This is a genomic window from candidate division KSB1 bacterium (genome assembly GCA_016214895.1).
GTDB lineage: Bacteria > Electryoneota > RPQS01 > RPQS01 > RPQS01 > JACRMR01.
Map to the genome: position 1 here is coordinate 105,232 of JACRMR010000025.1, position 13,520 is coordinate 118,751.

Genomic DNA, 13,520 nt, shown 5'->3' on the forward strand with positions numbered 1-13,520 from the left:
TAGCGGTTACCGAATGTAGAGCAGTTTGGCGGTTAGGGTCTTGTTCACGGACCGGAGCTGAGCAAAATATATCCCCGAGGCTTGAGCGTGCGGCGACCAGCGGAGCTCGTGTGCCCCGGCAGTCAGGCGGGAATCCAGAAGGGTTGTAACCGCTCGACCTGTGATGTCGAAGATCCGGAGACTCACCTGCTGTGCGCGGGGAAGCTCAAACTTGATCGTGGCCGTGCCATTGAAAGGATTTGGGTAAACTGCGGTCAGTGCAAACTCCCGTGGCGATGGCATGGCTCGCTCCTGCGCCGCTGCTGCATAGAACCCCGTCGAGTCCCAGTGCAGCGGATACTGCGGCATCAGCGGCGTCGTGGGAATCGAATCCACAGGGATGCGCTGGTAGATGAACTCATTCAACGTGGCGACGCCCTCACTGTACAGAACAGCGCCCGCGTCATGATCGAGCACGTACGTCAGATGCAGCACACCGTCGGTGACGGTTTCGGCGAGGGTCGGTTCGCGCTCGTTCATGCTGCCGGGAGGTGGAACGAGTTCTCCCGGACAGGTGCGCGTCACGTTCGTGCCGACACTCCAGCGCGAGCCGCCGTCCGTGGAAACGCTGATCCACACGTCGGCCATGGGGAAGAACTGGTCCGAGTAGCAGTTTGTGTCGTACTGCATGTAGGCGCAGTAGAGATAGCCGTTGCTCTCGTCCACGGCGAGGCTCGGTCGCTGGACATAGAGCTGCCACGCGCCAACGTCCATGAGTTCTTCGGGCCACGGCCACCAGCCGTTGGCGATCAGGCTGAATTGTCCGGTGGCTTCGCTCCAGTGCCAGAGCAGAGAACGATTGATCCAAGTGAACGGGCCGATCATTCCCGGGTAGAAATCGTAGTAGGCACGAGTCGTGAAGGCCGCGTGAAGAACATCGCTTTGGTCAAAGAGCAAGCTAAGATCGGTGTAGGCGCGCATCGAATCGCGATTGCAGACCAACGTGTCGTGGGTGGCGTTAAGGCAAGACGTGTCGCCGGAGACGAAGAGCGTGATGTTGATAGTGTCGGACCAGGTCAGACCATTGTCCGATGACTCCTTCAGGATGACATCATTCCGCCACTGATAGCATTCATCCATCCGGGACGGGCATGGTAGCCATCCGATCGTGACACGACCACTCCTACGGGAGGCGACAACATCATGTGCGATCACAGGCGTGTTGCCCAATACGCGATACCTGAGGTCACCGTCGACAGGCTGCCAGACAATGGTGTCCAGTTCCGACGGACGGACCCCTCGGTAATACACCAGTAGCAATTCGTCCCAACCGGATCCAAGGGTCACAAGGTGAACAGCATTGTCCGAGCTGATCGCGAATTTTGGCCAGAGGTTGTCAAAGTAGTCGGGATCAGTCTCGCAAACCGAGGGCACACATGCGATATCGCACGCGAATGGCTGGCCCGCGCATGGGTAAACCGTTACGACTGTACCGCTTGCCCCGGGACGAACCTCGTGCAGTGCGACATAAGGACATAATCCGCGGTCCAGCGCGATGTTGCAGAATCCTGCGCGAGAGAACCAGTCGACCATCTGTCCGCCGACAAACTCGAACTGCTGCGCGTTGCGTCGCCAGACATTGTAGTAGACATGGCGTGGAAACTGGTTTGCGGCGAGGCCGTTCATCCACACGACATGCGCGTCACCCGCCGGGTCGACCGCGATCATCCTCCCGCACGAGCCGTTGTGCTGCAGATCATACCACGTCGTCCCCGCAATGAAGACGTCGCCGAGCGGTTCGTCGAGGGAAGAGTGCCGGGTGAGGACGGGCGATGCTATAGCAGGGGGAGGGGAATCGATGGGAGCAATGCGGGCTGACAATTGTGCTGACCGGGTTGGTTCGTTGGCCCGTGCCGACAGCGCCGAACATGCGCCCAAAATGACTAAAAATAATAGCTTAGGCTTCATCGTGGAGACCTCAAGGTTTGCCGAACTACGCCACGAGTTTTTGAAGTTTGTGAGTTTATTCTCTTGCCCTGAATGAGCCGGAATGCTATATTTGTAGTTTTAATTGACTTGGCACCATTCGATTTGATATGATTTGAGCGGGATACGATCTGCTATTGCATTATCCCACTTTCCGTTGTCAAAGTCAAGGCGGGATGCGCGCTGAATGCCCGATCGCGGCCGGGTTACGGAAGCCGTTATCCGCGCCGGCCGGCTCGGGAGAAGACTCGGTGCGGGGAAGGGACCGAGTGCTTTGGCCAGTACGCGTTGACTACGCACGATACGGGCCATGATCCATCGGGGTAGATTCACCAAGCAAGTGTATTATAGGTATATATTTATGTCTTTGTGCGCATCGAGTACTGGAAGGCCGCGCGCAGGGGATGCGCGGTGGCGTGCAGAAAGTATAGGGTTGACTGTGCAGATAGCGAGAAGCGCGGGTTCCGCCCCGCGCACATCGAACAGGATGCAGGGCGATATCAATAATGATTCTAAGCGAAAACATTTAACACACGAAAAGGCCCCAACCAACCTATGACATCCAAGGTCAAGACTCGAAACTCCAAGACCAAGAGAAAGCGGACGTGGCTGCTGGGCGTGCTGACGCTGGCACTGGCAGGCTTCGCCGCGTTCGGTCCGACACTGCTCGCGCAGACCGGAGGCGGCTACAATTACGGCACCAGCACGCAGGCGAGTACGCCGCCGCCCGCACACAATGGCGGCGGTCACGGCGGCGAGGCGATCCAGCTGCCGTTCGGCGAAGACGCGTGGTTACCGCTCTATATTGTGATGGGCGGAGCGTTTCTCGCGCTCGCGTTCGGCGCCTACTGGTGGCGGAAGACGATGGCGCACGACCCCGGCAGTGAACGAATGCGCGGAGTGTCCAAAGCCATCGAAGAGGGCGCGATGGCCTATTTGGCCCGACAGGTGAAGACGATGATTCCGCTGGTCGTCATTATCGGCATCGGCCTGTTCTTCCTCTACCAGAACCAGTACGCGGAACTGCTGCCCGGTCAGGAGACGATGCTCGGACTGGGCGTGGCCGTGGCCTTCCTATTGGGTGTGGCGGCATCGTACATGGCCGGTTATGTGGGGATGGGCGTCGCCGTACGAGCGAACATGCGCGTGGCCAATGCGGCGCTTTCGAGTTTCAAAAATGCGCTGGAAATCGCGTTCCAGGCGGGCGCGGTGTCGGGCATGTTCACCGTCGGACTGGGTCTCTTAGGCGCGACGATCACGTTCATGGTGTTTCAGGAAAACGCGATGTTCGTGCTGGTTGGCTTCGGCTTCGGCGGCTCGCTGGCAGCATTGTTTATGCGCGTCGGCGGCGGGATTTTCACCAAGGCGGCTGACGTCGGCGCGGACCTCGTGGGCAAGGTGGAAGCAGGAATTCCGGAAGATGATCCGCGCAACGCCGCGACGATCGCGGATAACGTCGGTGATAACGTCGGCGACTGCGCCGGGATGGCCGCGGACGTGTTCGAGTCTTATGAAGTGACACTGGTCGCGGCGATTATTCTGGCGGCGGCGGTGGGCAGCACGCTGCAGGCCAACGGCTTCGGTGCGCTGACGGCGGCCGGTTCATTTACGGGCGTGTTCACGCTGAAGCTCGTGATCTACGCGCTGCTCGTGCGCGCGGTGGGCGTGGTCGCGTCGATTATCGGAATCCTCGCCGTGAAGGGCAAGGATGATCCGAATATGAATCCGATGCAGCCGATCAATTTCGGCGCTTACGTCTCGACGGGCATCGCCGCGCTGGGTTTCCTCGGCGTCGCGAAGTGGACGTTTGGCTCGGGGCTGCCGGCAATTCCGGCGGGCGCTGACGTCACGCTCGCGGCGATTGTGGGCGACTTCTGGTTCTATGCGTTTCTGGCGACGTTTTTCGGGATCATCTTGACCGTCGTGATCGGCAAGCTGACAGAGTACTTTACGGCCGCCGAGAAGAAGCCCGTGACGGAAATTGCCACGGCGGCAAAGACGGGTCCGGCCACGTTGATCCTGTCCGGTCTGTCGGAAGGTCTTGAATCATCGGTGTGGGCGATCGTTTCCATCGCGGCGACGATCTTCGCGGCCTATGCGTTGTTCCATGATCCGGCGATGGCGGCCTACGCGATTGCCCTCGCGGGTCTGGGACTCCTGGCAACGACAGGCTACGTGCTCGCGGAAGACACGTTCGGTCCGATTTCGGATAATGCGAACGGCGTGTTCGAGATGTCCGGCGCGCTGAAAAACGCGGATGGCAGCGAGAACAAGGCCGCGCATAATATCGTGGCCCGGCTCGACATGGTCGGCAACACCACGAAGGCGCTGACGAAGGGCTTTGCGATTGCGACAGCCGTGATCGCGGCGGTGGCCTTGTATCGTTCGTTTATCGATACAGTCGCGGTGAAAGATCCGGCGATTCTGGTCACGGGAATTCAGGTCAACCTGCCGAATATCTTCATTGGTTTGATGATCGGCGGCGCGATTCCATTCTTATTCTCCAGCTTTGCGATTCGCGCGGTATCGCGGGCGGCGGTGCTGCTGGTAGAAGAAGTGCGGCGGCAGTTCAAGACGATTCCGGGCATCTGGGAATATACCGGCGTCGGCGAGAAGGGCAAGCCGGAATATGCGAAGTGCGTGGCGATTGCGACGGCAGCAGCGCAGAAGGAATTGCTGGGACCCGGATTACTCGCGATCTTTGCGCCGATTCTGGTGGGCTTCTGGCTGGGAGCGTACGCGCTGGGCGGGTTCCTTGCGGGTTGTATTCTGGTGGGACAGCTCATGGCGGTGTTCATGAGCAATGCCGGCGGCGCGTGGGATAACGCGAAGAAGAAGATCGAAGACGGTTATCTCGGCGGCAAGGGCAGCGAAGCGCACAAGGCCGGCGTGATCGGCGATACGGTCGGCGATCCGCTCAAGGATACCGCGGGTCCGGCGCTGAATCCGATGATCAAGGTGATGAACCTCGTCGCGATTCTGATTGCACCGAGTACGGTCACGATGCACGGCGAGACCGGTGGCTATGTGGCCACGGTGGTCGCGCTGTTGGTACTCACGGGCGCAATCATGTTCTCAAAGCGCGGTGGTCTGGCAACCGGTGGCGAAGAATCGCAGGCGGTGCAAAGACACTGAGAGACCGAGACGCCCCCCTGCCTTCCGGTGAACGGGGGAATAAGAAACAGCGGGCGATCCGGATGGGTCGCCCGCTGTGCGTTCCGAAGGAGGTCTCTTCGCTACCTGATGAGCAGCAATTTGCGGGATTTGACTTGCTGGTTGGCTTGCAGGCGATAGAAATAGACGCCGGACGGGAGATCCGGGGCAGAGAACATGACGCGATGGGCACCGCCGGGTTGCCGGTCGTTCACCAGCGTGCGCAGATGGCGACCGGTGAGATCGAAGACCTCGAGCAGAACGTCGCCGTCTGTCTCGGTTATGTACTCGATAACCGTGCCGGAGTTGAACGGGTTGGGATAGCTCGGCAGCAAATCGAACTTGTGAGACACAGAGGGGGACTGCTCCGCCGCTGAATTGCCGACGGTGAAACGCATCAGATGAAAGTCAATCCAAGCCGCGTCGGAGTAGCTCGATGTCAGGACAGCGAAGCCACCATCGGGCAGTGGCACCATGCGCGCGTCGAGACCACCAAGGTCCTGATAGAAATGTGACCAGACGGAGTCACCGTTCGCATTCGTTTGCATGACGACCAGTCCCTGTGTGGGACCGCCGCGCCAGCCAACCATGATCATTCCGTTGTCGGCGGTAGCGATTGCATCGGTGGGAATGAAGCCAACATAGGTGCAGCGTGACCAAAGCGTGTCGCCGTTGGAGGCAATTCGGTTCAGCCAGCCTGAACTGTAGTAGCAGAGGGCTTCCCCGGCAAGACTGAATTGATGATTTGGTGTCTCGATCGCGGCATTGATCGCCCCACCAACCTCAGGCCGACCCAGTACCCGCGACCACAGCGAATCTCCGTTCTCTTCGCACCGGATTATCCACGATCCGTTGTGCTCAGGGGTGAAAGACATCCCCGAACCAACCAGCAGAAGTCCGTGATCACGCAGCGAAATTGCATCGTGCAGGTCTTCATCGAAAGCACCGCCGAAAACCCTCTGGCGAACGATCGAAAACGCAGAATCAACAAACTCAAGGGCAAAGTCATAGCCAGTGGAGTCGTAGTTGGCAAGTGATGATCCCGCCAATACGAGACCTCCCGACGACAGTGGTAGAATCCGCTTGACCACGATTGTGGTGGGAAAGTAAGCAGTTTGCAGCGTGTCACCGAAATCACTGACGACGGTGAGAAATGCCAGCGGGTCTTGAAAAGCAAGATCCGTCGAGCCGCCCCAGGCGACGGCCCGCCCCGATTGCGTGAGCGCAATTTCCGAAAGCGATTCCACTCTGGATCGGTCACCGAGTTGCCGCATCCAGAGCAGGGTTCCAGATGAATCGGCACGAATGATTCGCATGTCACTGTCCGCATGGCCGAGGTTGTTCTCGACGGATCCGACCATCAAGAAGCTGCCATCGGAGAGGCGGACAAGAGCGCCCGGAAAATCCCGTAATTCGGAGCCGTAGTGGCGGGTCCACAGAGTGTCAATTGCGGGTTGGCCGTGTGCGGAGGCCACGCAGAACAGCAACGACAGGCAGAACCCTGAGATGCTACTGTTGAGTCGCATCTTCTACTTGGTCCAGGAAACTGCAAGCGTGGTACCGGCGAAATGGAAGTACACAAGTCCCAAAACTACGGCTGTCGTCCTCCCCTGCCGCAAAGCATTTGCTCTCATGCTAACCTCCTGATAAGATTAGACTGCCGGAAGATCATGCGAAGGCGGACAGATCTTGTCCGCAATGGTAGGCATATTACAGAGATACAATACGACATCGTTTCAAGATTGTCAAGTGCGCGAGGTCTTTCAAAGACAGCCGAGCCCGTGGAATCTGCGGACTCGTAACTCGGCGAGGAGAAACTCAACCCCCCCTTGGTCCCCCCAAATCGAAGATTTGGGGGGATAGCCGAGAACGAGCACAGGCGGCCCGGATGGGTCGCCCGCTGTGCGTTCCGAAAAGAGAGACTATGAATCGGTAACTGGAAACCGAGCGGGGCACATCAATACTCAAGAGATGTGCCGCCGCGATCAAAATGACGAGCTTATCTGCTCAATCGACGGGCGATGACGGCGCGCGCTTCGGGCGGAAAGCGCCAGAGACCGGAGGCGAGTTCCGTTCGCAGTTCGTCGCGGGTGATCGTGCCGTCGTGCTCGGCGACGATCTGCTGCACTGCTCCAATATTGCCGATGAACGCGCTCACCTGATAGTGCATGGCGCTGGCAAATTGAGCGGCGTACGCGTGCACGTAACAGGTATCGGTGGTCAGGCCGAGAAAGTAGAAGGGGCCGACGAACTGCTCGGAGAAATAGACAAGATACGCGTCCACGCTGATCGGGCTACCATACTCCGACGAATCCACGACCGACCAGCACACGTGCGCGTCGTTGCCCATGACTTGCAGCACGACATCATCGACCGCCGGAGGCGTGATGCCGCCCTCACCGGAGAGCGCGACGGTCAGCACATTGTTGATCGGGGCATCCGAGGCAATCACCAGTGTCGCCGCGTAACCGCCGGGCGCGGTCGGCGTGAAGACGACGTGGACTTGCAGGCTGTCGTGGGGCGCAATCACGTTTCCGCTGTCGCTGCCGTAGGCGATGAACGCCGCCGAGTCACTGGAATAGAAACCGAACACCATGATACTCTCGCTGGTCATGTTGCGGAGCGTGGCGGTGAGCGTATCGCTGTTCAAGACGGGAATGCTGCCGAAGGCGAGCGCTCCCGGCCACACGCTCAGGTCCTGCATAAAGAACGACGCGCCGATATCCGCGATGGTCGAGTCCGGATCGCGCGGCAATTCAGGATCACCCGCGTCAATGCAGGGCGAACCGGGCAGCAGCGAGTAGTCGCCGTTTGATGTATCGGCGAACATGGGGTCTTCGAAGATGTTCTCGTAGATGTCGGCACTGTCGCCGTTGGCATTGGTGACGAGTTTTAGGCCGATGGCGGGAGGCATATCCGATGGGCCAAATCGAGGCCGAAATGGCGAGTCGTTACCGTAGAAGTCGCAGTACGCTATCTGGCAGGTGGAGCCTGAAATGAAGTAGATTGCGTCAACTCCGTGACCGAAAAGTGTGCAAGAATTTGCGATGAAACTCGGACTGTTCACATAGGTTGTAGTCTCTGTGTAAATGGAATGTCCTGCATTGTTTGAATAGCAGTTGGCTATTGTGCAGTTCGTAAGTGAAGGCCGGGAGTCCTTACTGTAGGCTCCTCCTCCCGAACCCGAATTGTTGAACCCGTTGGCTGAGTCCCGCAAAAATGTGCATTGGTCAAACTTCGGTGTAGCGCCATCCGCGCAGTACAAGCCCCCTCCCTTTCCGCCGTCTCCAGAATAACTGGACAACGTCTTGTTGCTGTCAATGTGGCAGTCACGGAAGCATGGAGAGCCTTCATAACACCAAATGCCTCCGCCATCACTATTCGTGCCTCTATTTCCGGAGATCCGGCACCGTGAGAACTCAGCGGTCAGCCCGACACCTCCGCATCGAATACCACTGCCGGAATTTGATGAGAAATCGCAGTCTACAACTTGACCGGACGCGCCCCAGATTGTCAATCCGGTGCCCTGATTCGACGTGCATGATAGACGCTGAACGTCGATACTCAGGCTGCTGGCTGTTACACCCCCGCCATTGTGCGAGGCGACGCAATCATACATGAAGAAGTCAGCTCCATCAAACGAGACTGCGGCACCGGTGTTATCAATGAACTGGCTCCCCGCGAACGAGCCGACTGATGCGCCGCTCATACTTACCCCGCCCCCGGACCCATTTGAGATTGTGCATGAATCGAAAAACGCCGAAGCGCCACCTACGAAGTATACCGCCGCAGCGCCTGAATATGGCCCAGTGTTGGCCGCAAACATGCAACGTACAAATGTAGGTGAACAGTGGCGTCCGTATACGGCTGACCCTACAGTGAAATAACTGACTCCCGACATCGTGTTATTGCGAAAGCTGCAGTCAGTGAATGTTGGGGGGTTGTTTCGGATATAGACTGCACCTCCACTATCGGTACGCAGAGCATTTTCAAACACGCAATAGTCGAAATGACTCTGGTTGCTGTCGGAAAGTAGTCTAATCCCGCGCCATCGGTTCAGATTCAATCCCAGGTCACAAGTGAAGTGGACAGAATCGGACACTGTTCCGTACGCGTGCAAGAAGCCATAGACATCAAAGACAAAGGCGCTGTCAAAATCTATGATGGTTCCCGCTGCGATCGAAACAGAACTATACGGACCGACCACCACGTTTCCAATCACGCTATAGTAGCCTGGTCCAATGCTTCCGCTGATTGATCCTGAAAGGGGGCGAATCAATGTGTGGCTGGCCAGCGTTGCGTCCATGATATACAATTGACTGTACAGGCTGTCGCTGCGATACGGGTCGTGGACATAAGCCACATGGTAAATCCCCGGCACCACGTTCTTCGCAAAAAACCCATTCGCCTGCGTGAAGGTCGAGTCCGTGACGGCGGAGGGGCTGACCTTGATGAACTTGACTTTGGTGCCCGCGTGGCTCTGCTGACCTTCGAGATAACAGAAGCCATCGACCGTGACGGCGGAGGCGATATTGGCGCAGAGGCAGACGAATAAGATTATGAAGTGCTTCATGATCGGTTCGCAGGGTTGGAATGGACGCGACGGACACCTTGATTGCTCAAGTTAGCGCGGGAATGGCTGAAAGTCAAGAGAGGGGGAGAGACAAACTCGAAACGTGAAACTTGAAACCTGAAAGGCGGACCCCCCCTTGGTCCCCCCGAATCGAAGATTTTGGGGGAGAGCCGAGATCGAACACGGGCGGCCCGGATGGGTCGCCCGCTTGTAGAATCGCCGCGGTTACTGTTTCCGGCCGGGTTGCGATGACTTTACCCGGCCCGGCGGGCAAGCACGATTACCACCCTTATCTCAGGATAGGCCCCTGGTCCCGCCACAGAGTGGGCTGGGGACAACGGAGACCGACGACTGCTACTTGAGCAGGCTCATGCGGATCGTGTTCACGTCGGACCCCCGCGATACGCGGGCATAGTAGGAGCCGGCGGACCACGACGAGCTGTTGATGATCAATTCGTTCGAACCGGCGGGCAGTTCGATCTCCCGGGAGTAGGTTAGCCGGCCGAGCTGATCGTAGATCTTCAGCTGCGTCAATCCCGCGCGCTCCAGATCGACCGGAATCCGCGTCTCGGGATTGAAGGGATTCGGGTAGTTCTGGCGTACGGCAAAGGTGCGCGCGACCGGACCGCGAGGCGGATCGGCGGCAGTTATGATCGAGGACATTCCGAGCAATCCCTGCGTGAAGTTCGGATCGAGCACGCCGTCGCGTGACCATACCTCAGCCATGGGAAACCCGGTCTGTGAGACCCAGTGATAACCGACATTTTCAGCCGACCATTGCGGTGGTTGGCCAATCTGTCCAAACGTGGACCAGCGGTGCATGAACTTCCTCAATACGGGGCCCGAGAAGTACGGTGTTTCGAGCGTTCCCCATCCATCAATCGTGAACTGCGTGGAATCCATGCGCTGCCACCCCGGAGCATAGTCCGCCCAGCGCGCTACCGACGTCCAACTGGCCTGATATGTCAACGGGAGCACGAGTTCGACCGGGTATTGAGAATAGATCGCGGTGTCGGTCGCACTGGCAACTCCAATCCGATAGACTCCGACCGGAAGCTGCTCATTGTAGATGTACATTTCCCCGAACTGGATTGCCGCGTTGGCATCCGGAAAGAGGTAGCCGTAGGGCGTCTGTTCGGGTGCCATCGACGTGACCGTACCCACCTGGTCCCAATCGTAGTCCTCGAAGGTCCAAACTCGATTCGCGCCGGAGGAGCCGACCGAGAACGACGCGGTATCCTGTACATGGTATTCGGCTTGAGTCCCGATCGGCGCCAGGTCGGCAACGTGAATCGTGATCTGAGCCAATGCCGGCATCAGATAGATCACCACCGCCCCTATTAGACATAACATGCGACAAGTGCTCATGACTTTCTCCGGTTGATTCTAAGACCGAGCATACGCAAATGTAGCACACGGACTCCGGATCTGCAAGCAAACCTGAGACATGGCTGATGGCCGAGTTACGTGCGATTGAACATCGTGAATCACTATTCGCGGCGTTCGCAACCATTCAGGATCGGAGGCACGGCGGTGCCCACCAGTTCTCGGACGCTGTAGCCGAAGGATGAGCCGGATTCCGGCCGGGCGAGGACGCCCGGCTCGGCGAAGGCACCGAGGCCCCCCCCGTGAACGGGGGGGAGAGCAGAGCGGGCGACCCCGAGGGATCGCCCGTTTCAATACTTCCGTGTGCGCATCATAGCGGGCGATGCCATCTGCCCCTATGATTCGGCTTTACGTCCCGGCGGGGACACCGTCCCCGCTCGGCGAAAGATTGCTTACCAGCGCGAACGTTCGCGACGCTCGCCGCGCGGGGCGCGGGGCTCGGCTTCGCGAACCAAGAGCTTGCGACCCTTCAGATCGACGTCATGCAGACTGGCGATCGCATTGCGCGCTTCGTCTTCGTTTGTCATCTCGACGAACCCGAAACCGCGCGAGCGGCCGGTCATCTTGTCGATGATCAGGCTGACCTTGTCCACGGCACCGTACTGCTCAAAGGCGCCACGCAGTTCATCTTCGGTCAAACCATACGCGAGGTTACCGACATAAATGTTCAACATCTTCCAACCCTTCACCAGCTTGGGGACGCACCCCTGTTCTGTCACCTACTTTTGCTCGCCAAGCCGAAAAGGAATCCAACCGAAATCCTCCCGTGACACAGGCCTGCGAATGTCCCCGGACGTAAGTGTCGCATAGAGTTGCGAATATTCCGAGTAGTCAAATATACGTACAAAGCACTGAAAATCCTATGAATCCGACAAGATGCAAAAAAATCTCGCTTCTCTTTGCATTGCAAAGATTTACGGTGCTGCCGCGGGGTCGGGAATCCCGGACGAAAGCGGGTTCGGACGGGGGTGTCGAGGCACGGCCGAATGGCATGCCTCCGCAGCCACCGTGCCTCATTTCAGAACGATGAGCTTCCGCGAAAGGGACTTCCCACCAAACTCTATCCGATAGATGTATAACCCGTTAGCCAGTGCCGACGCATCGACGCTGACGCCATGCTCGCCCGCGCTGAGCCGCTGATCCATGGGAACCGCGACCAGCCGACCGGTTAGATCGTAAATCAGCAGGCGAGTCCAGCCCTCCCCGGGCAGATTGAAACGCAGCGTGGTCGAAGCATTGAACGGATTCGGATAATTCTGATCGAGCCGGAAGGCCGCGGGCGCGGGCAACGCGCGCGGCGCGGCACCGGTGCCGGACGCGCGCCAGAGCATGACCTGGCCGACCGTGTTGTAGTTGGGTGCGGTGTGACCCGTTGAGTTGTAGTTGCAGTCGGTGCAGGTTTGACCACTCACGCAATCCGGATTGTCGGGACGACAGAAGTTCTCATAGTCCTCGATCACATATTGAATCTGCAACGGCGTACCCGAGGTGAACGCGATACCGGAATTGTCCCAGGGCGAGACCTTGGAACCGGGACACCAACCCGCGCGCGCGAATTGCCAGGTTCCGCCCTGCGGACTGCACGGGTTGGAATTGCAGTCGGCGCGCCAAAGCATGTGCTCAAAATACTGATCGTTAACCCACACCCCGTGCGCGAGGCGGGAGAACTCAGCGGCATTCATCGTGTTCCCCTGACCGTGACCGGTCGTTACCACCCGCACGGTGACCGCCGTCGTGTACTCATGAGTCTGGATCGCCGCCGCCGGAAGACGACTTTCGGGCGGATCCGCGGGATTGCCGATCCCGAGGTAGCCGACCGCCCAGGCATTCTCGACCTGATAGGGGCGCATCGGCAAGTCACCCTCGACAAAATAGAAGGTCGCCGTCACCAGCCAGCCCATGTTGCCGCCGATGTAGCTCTCGATGTAGCTCGACAGAGTAACGCTGTCGTGGAGCAGCGGGAGGTACTCGAGCATCTCATAATCCCAGCCGCAAGTGCCCGGCCGATTGCCGCCGGTAATGTCGTAGGGAGTAATGTAGCGCGCGAGCTCGATATGCTCCGTCTCATCGCCGCGGGGACGGCGAACGCTGAGATTTGCCGTGCGGTCCCACGGGTCGCAATCACCCGGCGCCGACGGGCAGCCGAGTTCGATATGCAGCCAGGCCTGATTGAACTCCAACTCGAGCGAGGGAAAGGCGAAGGTGCCGACGTGAGCGTCCGCCCAGTTCTGGTATTCCTCCACAAAGGTCGGGACAACCGTGGTGTCGCCGGGATCGGCATAGGCGCCGATCGTTAGACCCGCGAAGAGCAGGCAGATATGACCGAGTCCGAAGCGTCGCATGCTGTCTCCGAAACGAAGAATGTCGCTTGAGACTAATTTACGAACCCCGAAGTGGACAATCAAGTCCACTCTGCGTTATTACATCTGACATTGCAGTAGCT

Annotated in this window: 7 protein-coding genes; 1 reads left to right on the plus strand and 6 read right to left on the minus strand. The window is 58.5% G+C overall.

The window, feature by feature from the left end; all coding sequences use genetic code 11:
* Positions 1 to 6: 6 nt before the first annotated feature.
* A complete protein-coding gene (locus HZB60_12585) occupies positions 7 to 1,707 on the minus strand; it encodes a T9SS type A sorting domain-containing protein (GenBank protein ID MBI5060602.1) in 1,701 nt (566 codons plus the stop codon).
* Positions 1,708 to 2,775: 1,068 nt separating this feature from the next.
* Here HZB60_12585 and HZB60_12590 point away from each other — a divergent pair.
* Positions 2,776 to 5,100 (plus strand): sodium-translocating pyrophosphatase, encoded by a 2,325-nt coding sequence (locus HZB60_12590; GenBank protein MBI5060603.1) that lies wholly within the window; start codon positions 2,776 to 2,778, stop codon positions 5,098 to 5,100.
* Between the two features lie 101 nt (positions 5,101 to 5,201).
* On the opposite strand, the gene HZB60_12595 is transcribed toward HZB60_12590, so the two are convergent.
* The 5 genes from HZB60_12595 to HZB60_12615 form a co-directional block, all read right to left on the minus strand.
* Positions 5,202 to 6,644, minus strand: a complete 1,443-nt coding sequence (locus tag HZB60_12595) for a T9SS type A sorting domain-containing protein (GenBank protein ID MBI5060604.1) — start codon at positions 6,642 to 6,644, stop codon at positions 5,202 to 5,204.
* A gap of 473 nt (positions 6,645 to 7,117) precedes the next feature.
* Positions 7,118 to 9,691 (minus strand): right-handed parallel beta-helix repeat-containing protein, encoded by a 2,574-nt coding sequence (locus HZB60_12600; GenBank protein MBI5060605.1) that lies wholly within the window; start codon positions 9,689 to 9,691, stop codon positions 7,118 to 7,120.
* Between the two features lie 354 nt (positions 9,692 to 10,045).
* Positions 10,046 to 11,059 (minus strand): T9SS type A sorting domain-containing protein, encoded by a 1,014-nt coding sequence (locus HZB60_12605; protein ID MBI5060606.1) that lies wholly within the window; start codon positions 11,057 to 11,059, stop codon positions 10,046 to 10,048.
* A 410-nt stretch (positions 11,060 to 11,469) separates the two neighbouring features.
* Positions 11,470 to 11,748: an RNA-binding protein gene (locus tag HZB60_12610; GenBank protein MBI5060607.1), complete on the minus strand. Its 279-nt coding sequence runs from the start codon at positions 11,746 to 11,748 to the stop codon at positions 11,470 to 11,472.
* Positions 11,749 to 12,090: 342 nt separating this feature from the next.
* Entirely contained in the window at positions 12,091 to 13,419 is a 1,329-nt protein-coding gene (locus HZB60_12615; GenBank protein MBI5060608.1) for a T9SS type A sorting domain-containing protein, read from the minus strand.
* Between the last annotated feature and the right edge of the window lie 101 nt (positions 13,420 to 13,520).